20 protein-coding genes are annotated in these 22822 nt (G+C 48.9%); 14 read left to right on the top strand and 6 right to left on the bottom strand.

Annotation, left to right across the window (positions count from 1 at the left end; translation table 11 throughout):
• Positions 1-36 precede the first annotated feature (36 nt).
• Positions 37-1719, top strand: coding sequence for a L,D-transpeptidase (locus PSHG_RS29470; RefSeq protein ID WP_235782081.1), 1683 nt, complete (start codon positions 37-39; stop codon positions 1717-1719).
• On the opposite strand, the gene PSHG_RS31745 is transcribed toward PSHG_RS29470, so the two are convergent.
• Complete coding sequence (locus tag PSHG_RS31745; RefSeq protein WP_262362366.1) at positions 1716-1847, bottom strand: hypothetical protein; 132 nt, start codon at positions 1845-1847, stop codon at positions 1716-1718. The genes PSHG_RS29470 and PSHG_RS31745 overlap by 4 nt on opposite strands.
• Before the next feature lie 283 nt (positions 1848-2130).
• On the opposite strand from PSHG_RS31745, the gene PSHG_RS16455 reads away from it, so the two are divergent.
• From PSHG_RS16455 to PSHG_RS16445, 3 genes are read left to right on the top strand one after another with little or no spacing between them, the layout of a single operon-like run.
• Positions 2131-3225 (top strand): quinone-dependent dihydroorotate dehydrogenase, encoded by a 1095-nt coding sequence (locus PSHG_RS16455; protein ID WP_010274805.1) that lies wholly within the window; start codon positions 2131-2133, stop codon positions 3223-3225.
• A 23-nt stretch (positions 3226-3248) separates the two neighbouring features.
• A complete protein-coding gene (locus PSHG_RS16450; RefSeq protein WP_010274803.1) occupies positions 3249-4061 on the top strand; it encodes a GTP pyrophosphokinase in 813 nt (270 codons plus the stop codon).
• 18 nt (positions 4062-4079) lie between these two features.
• Positions 4080-4508: a DUF309 domain-containing protein gene (locus PSHG_RS16445; protein WP_010274801.1), complete on the top strand. Its 429-nt coding sequence runs from the start codon at positions 4080-4082 to the stop codon at positions 4506-4508.
• A gap of 181 nt (positions 4509-4689) precedes the next feature.
• Here PSHG_RS16445 and PSHG_RS16440 read toward each other — a convergent pair whose 3' ends face one another.
• Entirely contained in the window at positions 4690-5169 is a 480-nt protein-coding gene (locus tag PSHG_RS16440; protein WP_010274800.1) for a thioredoxin family protein, read from the bottom strand.
• Positions 5170-5469: 300 nt separating this feature from the next.
• On the opposite strand from PSHG_RS16440, the gene PSHG_RS16435 reads away from it, so the two are divergent.
• Positions 5470-6210, top strand: a complete 741-nt coding sequence (locus PSHG_RS16435; RefSeq protein ID WP_010274797.1) for a pseudouridine synthase — start codon at positions 5470-5472, stop codon at positions 6208-6210.
• A gap of 117 nt (positions 6211-6327) precedes the next feature.
• On the top strand, positions 6328-7365 hold the full coding sequence (locus PSHG_RS16430) for a hypothetical protein (RefSeq protein ID WP_010274794.1): 1038 nt from the start codon (positions 6328-6330) through the stop codon (positions 7363-7365).
• Positions 7366-7499: 134 nt separating this feature from the next.
• Here the strand turns inward: PSHG_RS16430 and PSHG_RS16425 are convergent, their stop codons facing one another.
• Together PSHG_RS16425 and PSHG_RS16420 are read right to left on the bottom strand one after the other, a co-directional pair.
• Complete coding sequence (locus tag PSHG_RS16425) at positions 7500-8846, bottom strand: hemolysin family protein (protein ID WP_010274791.1); 1347 nt, start codon at positions 8844-8846, stop codon at positions 7500-7502.
• A 371-nt stretch (positions 8847-9217) separates the two neighbouring features.
• Positions 9218-10033 (bottom strand): undecaprenyl-diphosphate phosphatase, encoded by an 816-nt coding sequence (locus PSHG_RS16420; protein WP_026021421.1) that lies wholly within the window; start codon positions 10031-10033, stop codon positions 9218-9220.
• 472 nt (positions 10034-10505) lie between these two features.
• On the opposite strand from PSHG_RS16420, the gene ppdK reads away from it, so the two are divergent.
• The 4 genes from ppdK (at position 10506) to PSHG_RS16395 (ending at position 15174) form a co-directional block, all read left to right on the top strand.
• Positions 10506-13187, top strand: coding sequence for a pyruvate, phosphate dikinase (gene ppdK, locus PSHG_RS16410; RefSeq protein WP_010274784.1), 2682 nt, complete (start codon positions 10506-10508; stop codon positions 13185-13187).
• A gap of 105 nt (positions 13188-13292) precedes the next feature.
• Positions 13293-13964, top strand: coding sequence for a helix-turn-helix transcriptional regulator (locus PSHG_RS16405; protein WP_010274783.1), 672 nt, complete (start codon positions 13293-13295; stop codon positions 13962-13964).
• Between the two features lie 11 nt (positions 13965-13975).
• Positions 13976-14839, top strand: a complete 864-nt coding sequence (locus PSHG_RS16400) for a pyruvate, water dikinase regulatory protein (protein ID WP_010274782.1) — start codon at positions 13976-13978, stop codon at positions 14837-14839.
• Positions 14840-14907: 68 nt separating this feature from the next.
• Positions 14908-15174 carry a hypothetical protein gene (locus PSHG_RS16395; protein WP_010274781.1) on the top strand — a complete coding sequence of 89 codons (267 nt, stop codon included), beginning with the start codon at positions 14908-14910 and terminating at the stop codon, positions 15172-15174.
• Here the strand turns inward: PSHG_RS16395 and PSHG_RS31555 are convergent.
• Complete coding sequence (locus PSHG_RS31555; protein WP_010274778.1) at positions 15147-16754, bottom strand: RsmB/NOP family class I SAM-dependent RNA methyltransferase; 1608 nt, start codon at positions 16752-16754, stop codon at positions 15147-15149. The two genes, PSHG_RS16395 and PSHG_RS31555, sit on opposite strands and share 28 nt — an antisense overlap.
• Before the next feature lie 1645 nt (positions 16755-18399).
• Here PSHG_RS31555 and PSHG_RS16385 point away from each other — a divergent pair.
• The 3 genes from PSHG_RS16385 (at position 18400) to PSHG_RS16375 (ending at position 20922) form a co-directional block, all read left to right on the top strand.
• On the top strand, positions 18400-19209 hold the full coding sequence (locus PSHG_RS16385; protein ID WP_010274777.1) for a metallophosphoesterase: 810 nt from the start codon (positions 18400-18402) through the stop codon (positions 19207-19209).
• A gap of 337 nt (positions 19210-19546) precedes the next feature.
• Positions 19547-20194, top strand: a complete 648-nt coding sequence (locus PSHG_RS29465; protein ID WP_010274774.1) for a DUF4004 family protein — start codon at positions 19547-19549, stop codon at positions 20192-20194.
• Entirely contained in the window at positions 20191-20922 is a 732-nt protein-coding gene (locus tag PSHG_RS16375; RefSeq protein ID WP_010274771.1) for a hypothetical protein, read from the top strand. Before PSHG_RS29465 ends, PSHG_RS16375 begins: the two co-directional genes overlap by 4 nt.
• 448 nt (positions 20923-21370) lie before the next feature.
• Here PSHG_RS16375 and PSHG_RS16370 read toward each other — a convergent pair whose 3' ends face one another.
• On the bottom strand, positions 21371-21763 hold the full coding sequence (locus PSHG_RS16370) for a helix-turn-helix transcriptional regulator (protein ID WP_010274768.1): 393 nt from the start codon (positions 21761-21763) through the stop codon (positions 21371-21373).
• A 500-nt stretch (positions 21764-22263) separates the two neighbouring features.
• On the opposite strand from PSHG_RS16370, the gene PSHG_RS16365 reads away from it, so the two are divergent.
• Positions 22264-22485 (top strand): helix-turn-helix domain-containing protein, encoded by a 222-nt coding sequence (locus tag PSHG_RS16365; protein ID WP_010274766.1) that lies wholly within the window; start codon positions 22264-22266, stop codon positions 22483-22485.
• Positions 22486-22822 lie beyond the last annotated feature (337 nt).

Here is a 22822-nt window from a genome sequence, read left to right as displayed (position 1 = left end):
ATAAAGCAATACATAAAGGATCATCCGGGAAACAAAATGGCCTGGTATTTGCTCGGCAAAGAATATGAGAGACTAGGGAAAGCTGGAAAGGCACTGTACTGCTATCAGCAGTCGCAGGAGGTTTATGAAGCGTTCGAGAAAAAAAGCCTGCCTAAGCTTGCGCCTTTGCCGGAAGCCGGTAACGGGAGGAAAAATAGTGAAGGTATCGGTGCGCGAATAGCTGCATACAACGATGAGGGAATAACCGAGTATAACGGCGAGGGAGCTCCTTATAACGACGAGGGGATAGCTGCATTTAACGGTGAGAGAACAGCTTCATATAATAGTGAGGGAACAGTAAATGAAGGCTCTGGGAAGGAAAAATCTCGTACTGCTGGCAGCTTTGAATCAGCAATGTTAAAATCCTCTGAGCACAGCAGCTATGCCAGTGCCGTTTCGGATGAGGCAGAAGTCCAGAGCAGCACTCGAAGGCTGCGGATCATAGGCCGGGCTGTGGGGAACCAAATCAGAAGAGGCTGGCCCCGCGGGCAAAAAAATACGTTTATAGTTGTGGTGCTGCTGCTGTTATTTTTGGCGATGCCTCCTGCGGATACGGTCAAACGTCCTGCGCTTGACGATTCCCGGACGGTTTGGCAAGAGAGAATAGAAGTGGAGGGGCCCGGTGCTAAATTCAATGAGCCTAGCGCCAATTCCGTTTCGAACACTGGTGAAAGGAATTGGAATTACAGGCTGGTCTGGCTTAAGGAACAATTCGCTCAGCAGCCGGGAGAGATAGCATTTATGCTCCCAGGCAACCGTATCCAGCAGGAAACCGCATGGGCTCTGCTGCCCAAATCTGACTCCTGGTATTTATGGGGGGAGAGAACTAAACTATTTGCTGCCATGCGGCCTTCTGAGCAGCAGGGGGAGTGGCTTATTCAATATTATGAGGAAGAATACTGCAAGTGTGAGCCGCCGGACAAGAAGGAGCTCAGCAGCCAGGTCGCGGAACAAATGGCACTGGAGGAGCAGCGTCTTGCTCTTAAATCGGCCCTGGCAGCCTATAAGGACTTTAATGGCCGATTTCCATCCAGCTTTGAACAAATCAGCCGGGATTATCCTGATAACTTGCTTTCTTCTTTTACAGAGGAGATGAGAGAAGCCTTTGCTCCACTTCTTGATGAACTGGAAGAGGCGGATAGCACGGATGAACAGGCTGGGATGGATGAATCAGATGGGACGGGTGAACCGGATGGACACTCAAACAGTGCCGAAGGCTATGTTCAGGGAATTTTAGATGAGCCGCTGGAAATATTGGTGGACGTGAATAACCACCGTCTTGCATTGGTCAGCGGAGATGTGGTGATCCGTAACTACCCGGTTGGGCTCGGTGGAGACAGAACGCCCGAAGGGGAGTATGTCATCTCGGAAAAAGTAGTCAATCCAAGGGGGAAGAACAAAGGGGAATTCGGCAGCAGGGGGATGACTCTTTCGGATACCTTATACGCAATCCATGGAACCAACCAGCCCTCCTCGATTGGTCTGGACCAATCCTTAGGCTGTGTCAGAATGCTGGAGGAGGATTTGCAGGAGCTATACTCCTTTGCATCCAAAGGAACCAAGGTACGTATAGGCTCGTTCGACCTGCCTGAGGAGGTCGTCAGAGGAACGGAGCCATTCTTGCTGCCTGTTGTCCATAATGAAGAAAATCCTGATCGCATTTACCGCTGGCTGAACTAGCCGTTGACGATCAGCAAAACGATCATAAGCACCGCCACGGCGCCAAAGATGGAGCCAGCCCAGATCAGTCCCTTTTTATTGACCTCTTCCGGCTGTTTACGCTTCATGTACGGAGTCTGTTTCTTCATACGGCATCACCATCCTTTCCCATCATTGCAAGCAGCTTAGTCGCTATCCCTTAATGAACTTGATTGGGTTACCCTCATTTTAACATATCAGGGTAGGTTGTATAAGATGTAGAGTAAATCGTTTTATTTGGACTAAATTCGGAATCCGCCCGTAGATGAATCGGCTTAAGCAATAAGTTCATATAGATGAAAATAGATGGAAACAATGGCTGTTCGCCCTTTCTTTTTCGCGTTGAACGGGGTAAACTGATAGTTAGGACTAATCGCTGGGAGAGAATGAACGATGCTTTATCGTAACGGGTTGAAGAAGGTTATGTTTCGTCTAGACGCGGAAAGGGCTCATCATATAACGATTGATGGCTTGCGCCGTATGGGTAAAATTCCAGGCGCCTTGTCTGTATTCAGGGGTATGTACGCTGTCCCCTTGTACCGGGAATTGCAAACCAAGCTGTGGGATATAACATTTGACAATCCACTCGGGCTTGCAGCCGGTCTGGATAAGAACGGGGAAGCTGTACCGGCCTTTTCCTCAATCGGCTTTGGTTTTATGGAAGTGGGCACAGTTACGCCGAAGCCTCAGGCAGGCAATGAAAAACCGAGGTTGTTTCGGCTTCCGGAGGACAGCGCTTTAATCAACCGGATGGGATTTAACAACGTAGGCGCCGAGCAGATGGCTAGAAATTTGCAGGGCAATACCGGGCGGGCTATCCCTCTTGCTATCAATATCGGCAAAAATAAAGTGACTCCGAATGAGCAGGCTGAGCAAGACTATAGAGAATGCTTGCGTCTTTTATACCCCTACGGGGATTTTTTTGTGGTTAACATCAGCTCGCCTAACACCCCGGATTTGCGCAACCTCCAGCATGGAGACGAGCTGAAGCGGCTATTGGCAGCAGTGATGGATGAACGTGAAATACAAAGCAGAAAGCTGCAGGCGGTTAAACCGGTCCTTGTCAAAATTGCTCCGGACATAAGCGGGTCCGAATTGGAATACATTATGGATACGATTTTGGCTAGCGGAGTGTCAGGGGTCATCGCCACGAATACTACCGTCAGCCGGGAAGGGCTGCGCGGTGCGGCAGCCGCGGAAGCTGGAGGCTTGAGCGGCAGACCGCTATCCGGGAAGTCAAGTGAAGTGATACGATCCGTATACAGGCTGTCCCAAGGCAAGCTGCCGATTATTGGCTGCGGGGGAATATTCTCGGCGCAGGACGCTTATGATAAAATTCGCGCAGGAGCAAGCTTGGTAGAAATTTATACCGCTCTGATCTACGAGGGACCGGAACTGATAAAAGAAATCAACGAAGGCTTGTTAGAGCTTTTGCGTAAAGACGGTTTTAAGCGCCTATCGGACGCTGTAGGTGCAGACGTGCTGTAACAAGCTGCAAAGGAGGGGATCGCTTGGACGGGAGAGATTGGAATAAATTTCTATTCCCTTACGAACAGGCGGTGGAAGAGCTCAAAGTTAAATTCAAAACCCTCCGTTCGGAATTGAAAAGTCGGGAAGAGTATTCTCCGATCGAATTCGTGACCGGCAGGGTAAAACGTATTTCCAGCATTTTAGAAAAAGCAAAAAAGCTCAATGTGCCGCTGGATGAAATCGAAAGCGGAATCGAGGATATCGCTGGTATCCGCATTATGTGTCAATTCGTTGAGGATATTCAGCGGCTCGCTGAACTGATCAAGCAGCGCGAGGATATGACAATTGTGTATTGCAAGGACTACGTGACTAACAAAAAGGAGAGCGGTTACCGGAGCTATCACATCATTATCAAATATCCGGTGCAAACCGCCCTTGGTATGAAGAATGTCCTGGCAGAAATTCAGATCCGCACCCTGGCGATGAATTTCTGGGCAACTATAGAACACTCGTTAAATTACAAATATAAGGATTCCCTTCCCGAAGACGTTACCCGTCGATTAAGCAAAGCCGCAGAGGCCGCTTACGTGCTTGATCAGGAAATGTCCAGTATTCGCGATGAAATCATGGAATCCCAGAGAGCTTTCGAAGATAATTCCAATCTGGTATCCAAATTACTCAATGATATCCAACAGCTGTACTTTTATCACCGGGTTCGTGAAGCCGTATATTTTCAGCTGAAATTTAACGAGCTGTGGGAAGCTGAAGATATCTGGAGCTTGAAGCAATTGGCCCACTCTTTGGATGAGGCTATCCTTAAGGCCAAACGGATGAGCGACCGACGCCGCAAATAAGCCAAGCGGAGGGATACGATGAGAGCTAATCCGAAATACAGCCCGCTCTATCTGGCATTTCTTTATTTCTTTAACGAAGAACGGGATTATTATGAATGTCATGAAGTACTCGAGGAATTGTGGATGGAGGAAGCAAGAAGCCCCCTTTATCAAGGACTTCTGCAGGTAGCAGTAGCCCTGTATCATTGCCGCAATGACAATTGGAGCGGCTCCTGCAAGCTGTTTGCCCAGGCGATCGATAAGCTGGAGCGTTATCCTTCCGAGACCCATGGGATTAATTTGGATCAATTAGTGAAGGATTGCAGGCATTATTTGCAGGAATTGAAACGGATTCCGGATGGCGAGTTCCGGTTCTATGATTTGACTATTCAATATACCGATCCTGAGTTGGTACTGTTCATTCAGCAGATGCGCCAGCAGCCGCCGGAAAAGCTTGCTTCGGATTAATCTAGGGGTCACCAAGCATGGTGCCGCAGAGGTTCATCAAAAAAAAGCAGCCGGAAATGGCTGCTTTTTTTAAATTAGCGTTTGCGTAACTCCTTTGTTGATGAATCGATTAGCACAAAATACGTCGTCATTGGTCGACGATGAGCGGGTTCCATATAAAATCGACAGCTTGCCTGGCCAGTTAGTTGCTGTATTTCTCAAAGAAGCTGCGGTAATTCTCATCAGTATCTTGACCCGTAATGCGCTCCACTTCCTTACCGTTCTCAAAATAGGCGAGCACCGGCCAGGAGGTGATGTTATAAGTCGACAAATGCTGCTGGTTTTCCAAAAGATTGAATTGCTTGAGATCAATGTTCATATCCTGAGCCATCGGATATATGACCGGGGTAACAGCCAAGCAGAATTCGCACTCAGGCGAGAAGAAATAAACAAACATGGACTCCTCAGCTTGTACACTTGCGGCTAATTCTTCTGGAGAAACGATACTCTGGTAATTCGGATCATCCAGAAGCTTGACTGTGGAAGCCCGCAGATTTTCTGCCTTAGTACCGTACAATTCCTCTGCTTTGGCATTTTTGGAACTAACGGACGCCTTGTTCACAAAGAACAACCCGGCGAATAAAACAGCGATGATGGATACATAGATGATCAGCTTTTTCACTTAGGCCCCTCCTTATAAATCTCGGCATTAGCAATATCATCCTCTATTAGAATTATGCCAAATGCTAAATCATGAAATGATTATATCATGAGAATGGATACATTTCTCACTATGTTTTCGCTTTTTTTATGGAATTGTGGCAAAGTCATGGCAATTACGTGAACAGGTAAAAGCATGCTTTACCCCTTGCGGCCCCTGGATTTGTAATTTTATAAGGGTATGCAGCAAGAACGAAAGTTGCCCGGCGGCTGTTAAGTGATTAAGCTAGAGCTAGTAGATTCGGTTAGGAGGAGTGAAGCCATGAAGAAGATTGAGAGATTGGATAAAGTGCTGGCCCATTCCGGCTGGGGAACCCGCAGTGAAATTAAAAAGCTGGTTAAGCGTGGAGCGGTGACCGTAAACGGCATAGTTGCTAAAGACAGCGGACAGAAGCTCAATCCAACTGTAGATGAAATCACTGTGGACGGCCAGGAGGTGGCGTACAAGCCTCTCGTTTATTATTTGATGAATAAGCCTCAAGGGGTTGTATCGGCCACGGAAGATAAGAGAGACAAAACGGTATTGGATTTGCTTGGGCCGGAAGCGGCCCATTATCGGCTTTTCCCGGTAGGGCGATTGGATAAGGACACGGAAGGGCTGCTGCTTTTGACCAACGATGGGCCTTTGGCCCACGAGCTGCTTTCTCCCAAAAAACATGTTCCGAAAACTTATTTTGCGGAAATTAAAGGAAGAGTAACCGATAGGGAGAGAGAAATGTTTGAAAAGGGCGTAGAGCTCGATGATGGTTATGTTACTTTACCAGCCAGGTTAAAGATTCTTGATGAAGGGAACGAAGTGGAGCCTGCCAGAATTGAACTGACCTTGACAGAGGGCAAATTCCATCAGGTTAAACGGATGTTTCAAGCAGTCGGTAAAAAAGTTCTGTATCTGCAGCGGATATCTATGGGAAGCCTGCAGCTGGACAGGAAACTTCGGCCTGGGGAGTATCGGGAGCTGGCAAAAGATGAAATAGACCTTCTCCGAACACAAGGGAATGTTTGAATGGATAATCAATTTCTGGCAGGGGATCAGACGTTTAATTCGCCATACATTATATAGCCGTGACAAGGGCAAGCTAACGGGGATTCCAACATCCATTTTAAACAGGAGGCGATGCCCGTGTCGCGGATTATGATCAGACCCGATATGAAGACGGCTGGGGGAGAAACTTCGGACATTATGCTTGATGGCCGTTTTATAGGTGCCCTGACACTGGTTTACCGGGAAAATGAAAGAATCTCCGGAGCAATCCAGTTGGAAGATAATTCCTTCGATGATTCCTATAAGGAAGAAGTTGAAGCATTTATAACGGATTATATTCAAGCTTTTAGCAATTCGATTAATGCACCCGAATGCAGTGTGATTGTGACGCACAGCTCTTATGAACACATTGTCAATGTTGAGGAAATCATGGAAGAGGATGAGGATCTCGATCCTGTCTTGGAAGATGAGTATGATGATGGAACTGAGTACACAGCCGAGGAAGATGAAATGCAGGCTGGTTATTATGAGTTGGTCGAGGTCAACGAAACGGACAATGAAGTGGAGTACCATGTATATGACGAAGAGGAAAATTGGATTGCCGAAGTGATTGTCCAAATAGATGATCATTACGGTCATGGAGATATCCATTGGCTGCATGAGCCGTCTGATGAGGAGATCGATGGGGTTACAGAGCTGCTGGTTTTCGATTTTGACGACACCGAGATTATGTCTATGGATATTCATCATTTTTATGAGGGGCGAATGCTCGTTCATATGGAGCTGTATGCGGAAGATGAACAACAAGAACTCGCTTACGAGGCTGAGGACGACTCCGAAGCTTATGATGATGACCAAGAAACGATTTCCGGATTGTCGAACGATTACTCCGTTGTCCTGATCCGTGATGATCAAGATACGCTGACTTACGAAATTTACCGCCAGCCTTCAGGCGGTTTACCTATCGGGACAGCAACCATAGATATAGAAAGTCGGGCGCTTACCGGTTTCGTTGATCTTCGCCAGAAGGATATTGGAGAAGAAACGGAAGTAATTGCGGCCTTGTTGATGCAGGAATTGGATAAAGAGAAAGATTATGATTCCTTAAATCTTACCATGCTTCACGGTGATGAAATTGTAGAGGAAATCATGATGGAGACCGAAAACCTTCATTAACTAAAACACCCCTCTCTAACGCTCCTTGGCATAAGAGAGGGGTGTAATCATGTGACTGACAACACGTCATGAGATGATGTCAGGCAACATGGAAGATCATTCAATCAGCGAGCTCAGCTTTAACTGCGCAGATTTCAGGCAATGCTCTCCTGCGTATCGTCATGCTGAGCCGATAAAGGCAGCGCATAAACATTAATACGATTAATGCGGAGGTGCTCCACCTCGGCGATTTCAAAACGAATATCGTTATACTGCACGCTTTGCCCTACTCTTGGCTGACTGTTCAGCTGGCTGTAAATCCAGCCGGCGATCGTATCCACTTCATCATCTACAATATCCAAGCCGAACAATTCGTTAACTTTTTCAATAAGCAAACGGCCGTCAACTGAAGTGAATTCATCCAATACTTCAACCTCGTCACGCTCGATCTTGGTTTCATCCTGGATCTCGCCAATGATTTCTTCAATAATGTCTTCCATGGTTATGATACCGGCTGTACCGCCATATTCGTCTACTACAATAACAATCTGGACTTTCTCCTTCTGCATGACCTTCAGCACCTGGCTAATTTCCATGGCTTCAGGCACATGGGGCACGGGACGAAGCATCGCTTCCATATCGATCTTGTCTTTGCCGTGCAGCAATATAGCATGATATATATCAGTGGCATGCACGATACCAATGATCCGATCTTTCTCTTCCTGGGCCAATGGGTAACGAGTATGCCGCGTTTTGATAATAATATCCAAGTTCTCATCGAAGGACAGATCCGTATACAAACATTGTATCATTGTACGGGGAATCATGACTTCACGTGCTACACGCTCGGAGAAATTAAATACATTTTCCACGAGTGTTAGCTCATTTTCATCAATGTGCCCGCTTTTCTGGCTTTCTTTCATAAGAATGCGGATTTCCTCTTCCGTATGACCGGCTTCATGCTCGGAAGCCGGAGCAATGCCAATCATGCGAAGCAGGGCGTTGGCTGTCCCATTCAGCACGAATATTACCGGGTATGTCAATCGATAAAACAGCATCAACGGTCCGCTAAGCCATAAGGCGGTTCCTTCTGCTTTAAAAATGGCTATTGATTTGGGCGCCAATTCTCCAAGTACAATATGAAGGATGGTGATGATCGAAAATGCGATACCAAATGATACCGGGGAAATCAGGTATTCCGGTGCGCCTAAGTAGTTCATCAGCGGTTCAACCATCAAATGGGCGATTGCCGGTTCCCCGACCCAACCCAAGCCAAGAGAGGCGAGTGTAATTCCAAGCTGACAGGCAGATAAATAGGCATCCAGCTTGGATGTGACATGCTGAGCAATTTTTGCTCTCTTGTTTCCTTCATTAACAAGTTGAGAAAGTCGTGAGCCCCGGACTTTGACAAGCGCAAATTCCGATGCTACAAAAAAGCCGTTTAAAAAGACAAGAAAGATCACCAATAATGAATACAATAATATCGGTATGCCATCTTCCAATCAGGATCCTCCCCCTACCGGGTTCGGATGTTCACCTCCGGTTTTATGAGAATAAACTTATGGACGTCGCAACCTAATGTTGTAAGCGTCAACTTTCCATCCGATCACCCCATTTAATCTTATTATAATCCCAAAACGAGTATGAGGTCAAAGTTTCTAGAAAAATTTGGATGTTTTACGCAGGAAAGCCGCCGGACAGCCTAGTCCAGCGGCGTTTTTTTCATGATAAGGATCTATTGAGTCAGAGAAATTGCCGTAAAGTTTCGGACCTCTTTGCAAAGAAGCGGCGCGCAGCTCCTAGACGCCGTGTTTCACTCCTTGCTCCTTGAGGGGACACCGGCTTTGGCAGTGGATGTAAGAAATGTCTTTAATTACATCAGAAATAGAAATATGAAGAGGCTCAGCAGCAAGCAGTAGACAGCAAAAATATTCAGGTTGCCTTTGCGCATAATATTCATGAACCAGCGCAAGGAAAAGTAGGACGCCACAAGCGCACATAAAAAGGCAGCCAAATAAGGGATGAGCAGCCGGTTTAGATCCGGATCCTTGAGAATCGAACCCGCCTCCAGCACCATTCCGCCCAAACTTACTGGAATGTAAAGGAAAAAGGAGAAGCGTAGCGCGGTTTCCTGCTTCATGCCCCTGCCCATTGCCGCAACTATCGTTGCTCCCGAACGGCTTACTCCCGGGATCAGGGCAATCGTCTGCGCTAATCCGACAATGACGGCGTCTTGTAAAGACAAGTCCTGATCGTTCTTGCGGCCTCTCCGATTGCGGATTATCCATAATGCCACGGCGGTGGCCAACAGAGCCACTGCAAGGGTAAGCGTCCCTTTGAACTGCTCGGCAATAACATCATTCAGCAAAACGCCGACAACCGCCGCCGGGATCGTTCCAATTATCAAATAAACGATAAACATAAAATCGGGCCGATAAGCGGCCTCCCGAGTGCGGATATAACCCCACCCATTTACCGACAAACGCACGATATCCTGCCTGTAAATGACGAGAACGGCGAGCAGGGAGGCAAAGTTTACAAGCACCTCAAAGCTCAGCCCTTCTATTTCCATGCCAAATAAATGCTGCACAATTACCAAGTGACCGCTTGAAGAAACAGGAATCGGCTCAGTTGCCCCCTGTAAGAACCCAAGAAAAGCGTAGCGTAATATTTCCCACCAAGTCTCCAGTGCTAATTCCTCCTTTTATTTGGTGCATTTTAAATTCAATCTATACTGCAAATAGTGCCTCTTCAAGAGGTTAACGAAAATGGAACGCCGCTGCAGCAACTTGGATGTAAAGTTTTTTGCCCTTTCTTAATAGTAAGAGGACAGCGTCTAATTGAAAAGTTATATTTTTGTAAAAAAATATAATAGCAGACTCGAATACGGAGAAAATGATCGAAACTTTTATGACGACATTTTCCATGATCCTGCACAATGTTCCGAGCATACAAGATATAGATGATATTACTCTTCATGCTACTGTATATTGATAAAAACAATTAAATGGGGCAAACGCAGGAAAGTGTAAATTGTAAATTAAAGATAATAGTACATATTTAAGCTCGGTTTTAAATTATATATTGTGTATTATAAAAATATATGGTATGTCTTATATAGGAGTTGGAAACGATGCTTATACATGGGGAGGAGCAGGAGTATGAGGGAAAAGTATGTTATGGATTTTCATGAAGGAAGTGCCGAAATGAAATCACTGCTGGGAGGCAAAGGGGCGAATCTTGCGGAAATGACCCGACATGGTCTGCCGGTCCCGCCCGGTTTTACTATTACAACTGATGCTTGCCGGAGGTACTATGAGGAGGATGGAAAGCTTCCGGAAGGGCTGATCGATGAAGTTGCTTTGGCGATGAAAAGGCTCGAGGGAGCTAAAAACCAAACATTCGGAGGCGTTGAATCGGCTCCGCTGCTCGTATCTGTCCGTTCCGGCTCCGTCCACTCGATGCCGGGGATGATGGACACGATTCTAAACCTGGGGCTTAACGACCGGACTGTGGAAGGGCTGGCCCGCTCTTCAGGCAAGCCTTCATTCGCTTACGACTGCTACCGGCGTTTTATCCAGATGTTTGGGGAGGTTGTTTACGGTATTGAAAATATTTACTTCGAGCAGCTGTATCATTCGATGAAGTCTAACACGGATACTGACTCTCTGGATCACTTGCCGCAAGAAGATTGGCAGACGTTAATTAATCAATATAAGAAAGCTTTTGCCAGTCATGCAGGCCGTCCTTTTCCGCAGGATGTTCACGAACAGCTTGAACTGGCAATCAATGCGGTGTTCCGCTCCTGGAACAATTCGAGAGCGGTTGTATACCGCCGGGCTCATCGGATTCCTGATGATTTGGGTACAGCTGTCAATATTCAGGCGATGGTATTTGGTAATCTGGGAGATGATTGCGGTACAGGTGTTGTATTTACCCGAAACCCCTCTACCGGGGAGAAAGGCTTGTACGGGGAATATCTGATCAATGCTCAGGGTGAAGATGTTGTTGCCGGCATTCGGACGCCCTTGCCGGTATCGGAGCTTGAGCGCAGTCAGCCGGAGACTTATCGGCAATTGCTGGCCACTTGCGAGCAGCTCGAAAAGCATTACCGGGACATGCAGGATATAGAGTTTACGGTGGAGAATCGCAAGCTGTATCTTCTGCAAACGAGAAATGGAAAGCGTACAGCCCAGGCATCTGTGAAGATAGCCGTAGATCTGGTGCACGAAGGTATTCTATCCCGGACGGAAGCTCTGCTGCGAATAGAAACGGGACATCTGGATCAACTGCTGCACCGGGCGATCGATTCGAGCGCCACCCTCGATGTATTGGCCAAAGGCTTGCCCGCCTCTCCGGGAGCGGCTGCAGGTGTAGCTGTGTTTGACGCTGACAAAGCCGAGCAGTGGGCCAAAGCGGGCCAGAAGGTCATTCTGATCCGTATGGAAACGAATCCTGATGATATTCATGGTGTCATTGCCGCTGAAGGCGTTCTGACCAGCCGTGGAGGGATGACGAGCCATGCTGCGGTTGTAGCCAGGGGTATGGGGAAGCCGTGTGTTTGCGGCTGTGAAGAGATTCGTATTGAGCAGGATGCTTTCAGCGTAGGGGGACAGACGGTCAAGGAGGGCGATTGGCTGTCGATCGACGGCGCAACCGGCAGAGTTATTCGGGGAACCGTGCCCCTTACCGAACCGGAAATGTCGGCTGAGCTTCTGGAGCTGCTGCAGTGGGCGGATGATATTCGCGAATTGAAGGTCTATACGAATGCGGATAATCCTGCCGATGCCAGCAAGGCGAGGGAATTCGGGGCTGAGGGTATCGGATTATGCCGGACGGAGCATATGTTTATGTCAGCGGAGAGGTCGCCCGTGGTGCAGGCTATGATTCTCGCTGAAACAGCCGAGGAGCGTGCAGCGGCACTGCAAAGGCTTCTGCCTATGCAGCAAAGTGATTTTGAGGGCCTGTACCGGGCAATGAGCGGGCTTCCCGTTACGATCCGGCTGCTGGACCCGCCACTCCACGAGTTTCTTCCTGATCTGGAGCAGCTGCAGGAGCGCCTTTCTTCACTTGACTCTGCCTTCTCCACAGGGAATAATGAGGATAACCGCTATGGGGAGGAAAGAGAGGAGCTGGAGCGGCTGATCCGTAAGGTCAAGAGACTCCATGAGGCCAACCCGATGCTGGGTCAGCGGGGCTGCCGGCTCGGGATCGTCCTGCCGGAGATATACGAGATGCAGGTTCAGGCTATCTTTCAGGCTGCGATAACCTGCTGTTCGGAAGGAATCCGCGTAATTCCAGAAATCATGATTCCGCTGGTAGGTCATCCGAGAGAGCTGGAAATCTTGAAGGAAATGGTCCATCGTGAGGCCAAACGGTTACTCGCTGCTGCCGGCCAGGAACTTCCATACAAGGTAGGCACGATGATTGAAGTGCCCCGCGCTGCGCTGCTATCCGATCAAATTGCAAGCCATGCCGACTTCTTCTCCTATGGCACCAATGATTTGACACAAATGACCTACGGTTACAGCCGCGATGATGCTGAGGGAAAATTCCTTGCCTATTATGTAGAGAATCGGATTTTGCCTGAGAATCCGTTCGAAGTGCTGGATACGGAAGGCGTAGGCCAGCTGATCGAAATGTCTGTGAATAAGGGACGCTCCGTCAAACCGGACTTGAAAGCAGGCATTTGTGGAGAGCATGGCGGGGAGAAGAATTCGATCTTTTTCTGCCATTCCGCAGGGCTTGATTACGTCAGCTGCTCTCCTTACCGGGTGCCAATCGCACGTTTGGCTGCAGCCCAGGCAGCGGCAGCTTCAAAAACCGTAGCGTACAGCGGATGAATCGGGGGCGTACGCCCCCGCCCTTCGAAAAGCTGGGCTGCACAGGAACGAAAGCTTTATAAAAGGGCAAGCAATGCTAAGCCGTCAGGCCAACGGCCGGGCAGTATGGACAAGGAGAGATGTATCATCGAACTATCTAGCCGTCAACAGGAAATCGTCCAGCTCGTTCATTCCCGGGCGCCGATTACTGGCGAGCAAATTGCCGAAACGTTAGGGGTAAGCCGGCCTACGCTTCGTTCCGATCTTGCTTTGCTTGTCATGCTCGGGTATTTGGACGCCAAGCCCAAGGTCGGTTATTTTCCGGGAGCTGCACTCTCCCCCGAAAGCCAATGGGGCCGGATCTCCGAGATGAAGGTGAAAGATGTGCAGGCTCTGCCTGTCATCGTTCATGAAACGACGACCGTCAATGATGCCGTAGTCACCCTGTTCCTGGAAAACGTAGGCAGCCTGGTTGTTACGGATGGGGAGGGTTTTTTACAAGGGGTCATTTCGCGCAAGGATCTGCTAAAAGTGACGCTTGGCAACCAGGCCGCTGCGCAGATGCCGGTAAGTCTTGTCATGACCCGCAAACCGAACCTGATTACCGTCACACCGGATGATCCGGTGCTTGAAGCCGGACAAAAAATGATTCATCACGACATTGACAGTCTGCCGGTGGTCGTCTATGCCGACGGCGACTCCGGGGGAGAGAAGGCTGAGGTTGTCGGGCGGATTACGAAAACAACAATGACGCGGCTTTTGGTCGATTTGGCCAAACCGCCGGGCTTTAACGAGTAAGGGGGACGATCATGAACAAGGAAGCAGAGCCGATTATCTACATTTGCTCTGATGCAGTAGGGGAAACGGCTGAGGCAGTCGTTCAGGCTACGCTGCGCCAGTTCGACGCCACAGCGGCGAGTCTCCGGCGGATCGGGCATATTAAAGAAGAAGAGGAAATCATCGAGCTGCTGCAGCAGGCGGCCAGGCAAAAAGCGTTTGTCGTTTACACGCTGGTTCAGCCCGAGCTGAGGGAAATGATGCGGGAAGAAGCAATCCGTCAGGGAGTCCGGGCGATTGATGTAATGGGTCCGGTAATGGAGGCCTATATGGAGGTTTTCAATGGTTCGCCCAAAAGAAAGCCGGGCCTCCTGTACCAAATGGATGATTTGTACTTCAGACGCGTGGAGGCTATGGAGTTCTCCGTCAAGTGCGATGATGGGCGGGACACGCAGAGTATGCTGCTTGCTGATATCGTGTTAATTGGGGTGTCCCGGACCTCCAAAACTCCGCTGAGCATCTACCTCGCCCACAAAGGCTACAAGGTGGCTAACTTGCCGCTCGTTCCTGAAGTAAAGCCGCCTGTTGAGCTGGCCCATCTCGCTTCCGGACAGGTGATCGGATTGACGATGAAGGCCGAGCAGCTGCTCACTATCCGAACGGAGCGCTTGAAAAGCGCCGGCCTTCCTTTCGGAGCTAAGTATGCGACATCAGCCAGGGTGATGGAGGAGCTTGAGTATGCGGAACGAGTGATGAAGTCGCTTCACTGCCCGGTTATCGATGTGACCAATAAAGCAATTGAAGAAACGGCAGGACTTATATTGGATTATTTATCTTCGCAAAACCGGAACGCCGCTCTGAAAAAAACTTCCATTATTCGACAAAAAGAGGGATAATAGAAGAAAGAGCGTCGGCAGGGACAGGCTGAAATCTAACCTTGCACGGACCGGTTGGAGGGAAGCCCGTGATTTTTTCGCAAAAGGAATTGAGCCACCTCGTATTTCTGGCTGATGTCGTATTGAACGGAAATAAAAAAGAGGCAATGGAGGATATGCTCTACTGCCTCTTGTACATTACGAAGTCCCTTCAGGAAGCAGAGCTTCCTGAAAGCGTTGGCGAGGAAATTCGCGAGCGCATGGAGAGAATTGAAATGAAGCTGAAAAGCGAAAACAACCGGATGCAGGATATTCAGCTGCGCTTTTCTCAGCGCAGTCGCAGTCCTTTAGGGTAGTGATTCTTCAGCTGGCCGTTGCTCGCTTTGGCCCAGCCGAGCGGATAGCCGGCAACGGTGATAAGGGTCCACCCTTTGAGCCCGTGAGCACTGGCCAGCGTTTCACCACGTAAATAAGCTAACACTTCCCGGCCTTCGGGTTCCAAGCGATGCTGCTGCCCGAAGGCTTTGTTGCGCGCAGCGGGCGGCAGGCTCAGAGCAAGCGCGTGCGCCGGCTCCAGGCGGCCTTTGCGGACGGTGCCGAGATGCAGGCCGGGCCGCAGCGCCTTTAGCCCGCGGAGGCTGGATGAGCTGAAGCTTTGCTGCCGGTCTGTAGGCAGCCAATACAGCTGTTCGCCGAACAGCAGAGGTTCCCCATCCCCGTCGGCGGGGATGGGGAGCTCTGCTTCCCCGGCGAACAGCTTGTACAGCTCATAAGCCTCGAGCGCGGCGCCGTCCCTGCGGGCGGCATGGCGGGCGGCTTTGCCGCGCCCGCTTCGCCCTTGGCGGCGCCGCTCCGCGCGATGGCTGCGCCCGTCTGCGCGCGTCACGGCTGCGCCAGCGGCATGCGCGTCGGCTGCGCTAGCCGCGTGCGCGTTGGCCGCACCAGCCGCGTGCGGGTCCGCGCCGGCGGCGGCAGAATCGGCCGTATGCCAGACGGCCGATTCTGCGCTGCGGCGAGGGGCTTGCACGCGAAAGGCCTCCGCCGCAGACGTCTGCGGCTCCGCGCCGCGTGCAGCCCCGCCGCCCGCGGTCAGGCGCAGAACTGCGGCGAAATGGCCTTCGCCGCGGTGGCGATGCGGCCAGAGCCTCTCCGTCTTCAGCAGCTCGAGGCCGGGGTATTGCTCCAGCAGCTGCTCGATGACGCCTTCGTTTTCCTCTTCAGAAAACGTACAGGTCGAGTAAACCAGCACACCCCCGGGCTTCAGCATCGTGACGGCATGGCGGATAACGTCTAACTGTCTTACCGCGCAGTAATCGACATGCTGGGGAGACCATTCGCCGATTGCCTCTGCGTCTTTGCGGAACATGCCTTCTCCCGAGCAGGGAGCGTCGAGCAGAATGCGTTCAAAAAAAGCCGGAAATCTGGCGGCCAGTTCATCTGGAGCTGCCTGCGTGACCACGGCGTTGGCTACACCCATTCGCTCGAAGTTTTCCGAGAGGATCCTGGCTCTGCCTGGATGAATCTCATTCGCAATAAGCAATCCCTGTCCCTGCATTTTGCCTGCAATTTGAGAGGCTTTGCCGCCCGGGGCTGCTGCCAGATCCAAAACGGTCTCACCGGGCCGCGGAGCAAGCAGCTCAACAGCCGACATCGCCGAGGGCTCCTGAATGTAATAAAGTCCGGCCTGGTGGAAGGGATGCTTGCCCGGCCGTGAAGCTTCCTCATAGTAATAGCCTGTAGGGCACCAGGGAACTGGTTCCAAGCCAAACAAGGTCTTGATATAGTCAAAGTTCTCATCGCTGGCGGACAGTTTAAGCGGATTCAACCGCAGGCCAAATGTTCTTGGCTCTTTGTAGCTGTGCAAAAAGGCATCAGCGTCTTCTCCAAGCTGACGGCGGATACGTTGGATAAATAACGGGGGCAGTTCCGGATTCACGGGAAAGGCTCCTTTTTTCTAACAGTAGATTAGGCATGATTCTTGGTCTATGCGTAAAACGTACGTTCTTTTAAGACGCGCATGCACTCTTGTGAGTTGTGCTCTCTTGTAGAGCATAAGACTTATGTTTTTAAAAGCTTGAAACGCACACCCATAAAGCTTAGGACATACATTCTTGAAAAGCGGTAAGACGCTACGGTCTTAAAAAAGCATAAGACGCACGTGTTAAATGGTGGATGTACGCTTCCGAAAATGGAAATAATTTACATCTCCGAAATGGAAGTGACTTACATACCCGAAATGAAAATGACATACATTCCTGAAGTGGAAATGACTTACGTTCTTGTGGGAAGGGTGATGGTTTTCTGTGAAAATAACAAGCTCTGCATAATGTACAATCTCGGGAGAACGCACCTCAATCACATGATAAGGAGAGCTTGTACAATGTTTCGTCCAAAACGCTGGCTATGGTTGGCTGTGCCCTTAAACCCCTGCATTTGTACGATTTGTCATACAAAATTCGGGTAATCGCACCTCAATCACGTGCATTTGTACGATTTGACATACAAATCTTGGGTAATTGCACTTCAATCCCCTGTATTTGTACGACGTTTCATACAAATCCCGGTAATCGCCCTTCAACCCTATGCATTTGTACGACATTTCGTACAAAATGCAGGCAACAAGCCTGCGCAGCCCGCGAACCCCGCCAGCCTCAGCTATTTTCATGCTGGATTGCGGCAGATAAACCATGTTTGGTTTCTTTTTGAAATCCGTTACAGCAAGTCATTCTACAGCCGTCAAAATGTATTGTCACTAACTATCGTTTGCCCACTTTCACGTTCTATAATACCGGTACCGGGTTTAAAAAAGCGGGATTTTGGCCTTAAGGTTAAGGATTGTTCTTTTTCTCATAGGCTCGCACCAGACGGATAAACCAATACAGAAATATCCATGGAGTCACAATCAGCGTAAAAGTAAGCAGCAGTGAAGCTAACGATGCCATGCTGGGATCGGCCGATGCGTAGCTGTATACGATAATAAAGACAACAACGGCGGCTATAGGTGCATACAGGATTCATTTAGTAGCCAAGCCTAACGCCTCCTATATAAAAATGAACATCTTGTGCAACCCTCGTTCTCAATCGGGCATTCTGCGCCTACACTTGCAAAAGATGCTGACTAAAAAACGAAAGACCCGTGCCGAAAGACCTGGTAACAACGTATCGCGCGCAGTTCCCAGCGCATGGTGTTTGGCTGCATGGCGGAGGTCGGTCTACCGGAAATGGTGAACCCCTTGCCTCTCAGGCAGGATATTTCAGACAGAATTCCAATGTATGAAAGGGATAAAGCCTGAATTCGCGGCTGGATGAATGAGGGCGGTGTGGAAAGGACAGGCCTCCCCTACAACTAATAAGGAGTGCAAATGACCACTCGAAACCGTGGACAATGACTCCCGCACTTCCGTCAGCCCGCGAAATGCGAGGTCGGGGAACAAAAGCTGAGGGGATAATTATACCATGTTCGAAAAAAAGAATCTATGAATAGCCCATTTGAGAGCCTTGTTATCGCCACAGGGCTAACACGGTTTTAAGATTTCATTCAATATGGGCAATTCTTGTTGAAGGATAAGGAGGAATTTGCATTGTTGACATTGGGGGCATCTATCGCTATAGCCGGCGCAGGCGGATTGGCCGGCCTTTGGAGCTACCATACCAAATGGGTGGATATCCGCCAAGTAAGTCTGGGCAGCACACAATTAACTACTGCCCTTACTGTCGTTCATTTGTCTGATCTTCATGGCTCTCTCCGCTGGGTGAACGGGCGCTTGAGTAAGCTGGTACGGCGGCTTGAGCCAGACCTCGTCTGCCTAACCGGCGATTTGGCCACGAGACAGGCTCAGCTGTCCCGGGTTATGAACGAACTCGCTCTCATCGCTGCAAGGTGCCCTATATATTTTGTTCCCGGGAACTATGAGCGGGAGCAGCAGCGGCGGTTGTTTTTCAAAGAGTCTATTGTTCTTCCCCCCGCTCTTTCAGCTCCCGGCAGCCCCGTTCAAATGCTGCTAAATGACGGAGAGGTACTCCAATGTAAAGGCAATCGGCTGTTAATCTATGGTTTTGATAATTCTATTTATGGCAATGAACGAACTTCCCCCTCTTTTTTGACTGCCGACCCGATTTACCGTCTGGTGCTTGCTCATTCGCCCTCCATTATTCACTACATCGAGGAGAGAAGCCTGCCAATTGATTTGCTGCTCACCGGGCATACGCACGGCGGCCAGGTCCGCCTGCATAACCGGACATGGGGAGCTTACCGCCATTATCACTGTGGAGTCAGGGAGTATGCGTCCGGGCAATTTTTCGGAATAAATCGCGGTTTAGGAACTGTTAAGCTGCCCTTGCGCTGGAATTGCCGTCCGGAAATAACGGTATACCATCTGAAGCCCCGCTAAGGGTGCTGGTTTGCAACTTGGGAGTACAAGCCTCGTTCGGAGGGCTGTTTCCGGTTCACTTTATTAAAATATATTCTTGCCTGCTGCCTATTATGCTAGTTTTCCTAAAGAGAAAAAGAATAGGAAAAAGAATAGGAATAAGAATAAAAGTAGAACAAGGATAAGGATGCATTTTTTTGTTGATGGCGTAACAATGTTTTGTTACAATTGGAAGGGAAAGAGCTGACGTGTAAAGACTTATTCCGCTCGCGTCTCTGCCGAGAGAGAACGGGCTTTTCATTTTAAGGAAGAAGTTAAGACTCAGCAAGGATTTGTCAGGCCATTTAAGGAGGCGTCCATGGATTCTAATGAATGGATATCCAAGAAAGATCTGTTGAAAATAACTGGAATTTCTTATGGGCAGCTGTATCGCTGGAAAAGGCAGCATTTAATTCCGGAGTCCTGGTTTGTCAAGCAGTCCAGCTTTACGGGACAGGAAACCTTTTTTCCAAGGGAGCAAATGCTGGAACGAGTAAGAACCATCCAGGAATTGAAGGACCGGTATTCTCTTGAAGAGCTAGGCGAGCTTTTCTCCCCTTCCCTGGACAAAAGAAGCTATGAATTAAGCTTAATCCGCAGTATTCCTGAGCTTGACTCACATTTAACGGACAAATTTGCTCACTATTTGATGAAAAGAGAGTTTTTGTTTATTGAGCTATTATTTGTATTGCTTGCGAATCGCCTTACCTGGCAATGTTCATTAAGCGAAGGGGATCAGGAACGGTTGATCCGTAGTGCCAAAGATTGGATTCCGCAGCTCACAGGAAGTGAATATGAGGTGCGTGCCTATAGCCACAATGGAAGAGTCTTTTTTACGATGCTGAAGCAGGGGGCTGGAGTCTGGTTTGGAGAGAATGTACACTTGCTTGCTGCTGTACCGCTGGATGAATTAATCAAGGAGCTGCACGGAATCATACACTTAAGAGTAGGGGAGATGAAAGGATGAATCATACAACGAATGATGTAGAGGATATTACCCTGTCGGGCAGCGGAACGATTGCGGCAGGACGGTATAACCGGGTGAAGATAGCGGGATCGGGAAAAATAAGCGGGGATGTCGAGGCGAACCAGCTGAAAATAAATGGCTCGGCTTCTCTTAAAGGAAGAGCACGTATAAATGAGATTTCGGTGAACGGCAGTGTTAAATTCAACGAGGATGTCGAAGCGATGAAGTGTGTGATTAACGGTTCCGCTTCATCCGATGCTGTGCTGGATATTGCCAATCTGACGGTGAACGGCAGCATCCAGGGCAGCCAGCTGCGCACCACCAAGCTCAAGAATCAAGGATCTATTTCCATGGAGACGGTTGAAGCCGAGGAGTTTATTTCGAAAGGAACCTTTTCGATCAGCAAGGAATTGAACGCCCATCATGTTCAAGGGATTTTATATGGCTCAAGCTTTGCCAGGGAAATTGGCGGGGAACGCATTGAAATCGAAAGCGTCACGAGCAAACAGGGAGTCTGGGGGGCTCTGCTGTCCTTGTTCAAGTCCACGCCCCTCCTTAAAGCCGACAGCATTGAAGGCACGGTTATTTATTTGGAAAACACCAACGCCAAGGTCGTACGGGGAGAGCGGATCCGCATCGGGCCCAATTGTAAAATTGAATGCGTAGAATATTTGGATACGTTGGAGGTTTCGCCTGAGTCAAAGGTCAACGAAATTGTGGAAGGATAGTCTCACATCGCATTCACTTCGCTTAATGCGGCCAATTCAAGCGATGAATTGAAGTGACGAATTTAAGTGGCCAATTCAAGTGGCTGCTTTTAAAAAAACGTCCAGCTAGAGGTCCTGAAAGGTTAACCTGTTCGTTGCCGTGCAAGATGTTCTGCGCTAACGCTCCTCCTCGCTCTTATTTGTGACAATTTGGCGGGAAAACCGCGATCTGAAGCAAAATAAGGACAAGGGCAAGCGTTACAATTTTTATTCCCCTGATTTTGCTCAAATAAGGACCGCAGCGATCTCATGCAGCGAACGATACTATATGCCATAACCATACTGTATGCATAAAGAAACGAGTGCTGGTCCGACTTGTGCACGAGGGTCAGCTTTATCTCTGCAAGAGTGTTAGTGTATCCCATACTGCGAGCGGAACTAAACTAAAGATTGCGGTTAAGAGCAGAGCTTACGGCTGGTTCGTAGGCTTCTGCTCTTTTTTAACTTTCCAGAAAAGAGCTGTAAGCACCCGGTCGATCCATTCCTTGTCCTCTGCTGTCAGGTGCAGCCCGTCATATTCCAGTTCATTTTCCCGGATAAATCTTCTTAGGTTAATCGGAACTTGAGGAGGAGGCTCCATGTCGGTTAGCGGCTGGAGGTAGCCTGCTTCCTGCATTAGCACAGCATAGGAGGTGTTCAGCCCTGCGGATAGCTTGTGCAGCACCTCTGGCGAAGGAATTCCCCGTTGGCCATTCTCGAGCTGGGAAATATAGGAGGGAGATACGCCGGAGCGATCTGCAACTTCGCGTATAGTGAAGCCTTGCTGCTTGCGCAACTTGCGGAGCTTGTCATAGAACATCATCGCATTACCAACTCCTTATCGTTCAACACAACCTTAAATATGGTCATGAACCCGTAACGGTTCTTAGCTTGTAACGCTTCTTAGCTTGTAACGCTTCTTAGCTTGTAACGCTTCTTAGCTTGTAACGGTCCTTAGCTTGTAACAGTCCTTAGCTTGTAACAGTCCTGAACTTGTATAGATCCTGAGCTTTGTAACGGTCCTGAGCATATAACGGTCCCAAACTTGTAACGAACCAGAACTTGAATTTAACAGCCCCGAACTCGTAATGGTCCCAACTTAGAAGAGTTTCGTGCGGAATTAAAAGCAGAGGTCAAGAGCGGTCCAGAGCGGCCAAGAGCTTTAGGTCAACACTAGTATCCAATTGTAGCACAAAAGTTTACATTTGTGAATGTTATCTTCCAACATTAGTTAATTTTATTGCTTTTGTAAATTAAAAAGATTGCAACAGTAAATGTAATTCTTTATAATAAGAACAGTAGGGGAACACAGGAGGGGTTCGATTGAAGATCATTGCAAAGCCAGAATATTTTGCCAGAAAGCGAATTATGAAAGGATTGTCCCAGCGGGAATTAGCAAGAAAGGCAGGCTTAAGTCATACTTATATTAGTATGCTGGAGCGTTCCATGAAGACGGTAGGTCCACGCTCGGCGAAGAAGCTGAGCGATGTGCTGGAGGTTCCCATGGAGGAGCTGTTTATTCTTAAGGAACAGAACAAGAAGTAACCCTACTGAAAGGAATGCTCTGTTGCTTAATTTAAGATCCTATGCTGATAAACCTGCGGTCGTCCCCTCTTCTACTTAGATGTGCAGCTACTGATGACTTGGACGATAATTGGATCATTCCGAAGAGTGCTATTTTTATAGAAGAACCCTCCGGACTAAGCGGGCCTGGAGGGTTTTCTGCTATCCAGCTGAAAGGAATGGACATCAGCGGTCAAGAGTGCGACAATAGGACAATGAGCGCTATTGAAAATGCGGCACTGAGTGCTATGAAATGAGCGCTATTGAAAATGCGGCACTGAGTGCTCTTGAAATGAACGCTATTGAAAATGCAACAATG

Source organism: Paenibacillus senegalensis JC66, from assembly GCF_000285515.1.
In the GTDB taxonomy this organism is placed as follows: Bacteria; Bacillota; Bacilli; order Paenibacillales; family NBRC-103111; genus Paenibacillus_L; species Paenibacillus_L senegalensis.
This window is presented reverse-complemented; position numbering and strand designations above follow the sequence as displayed.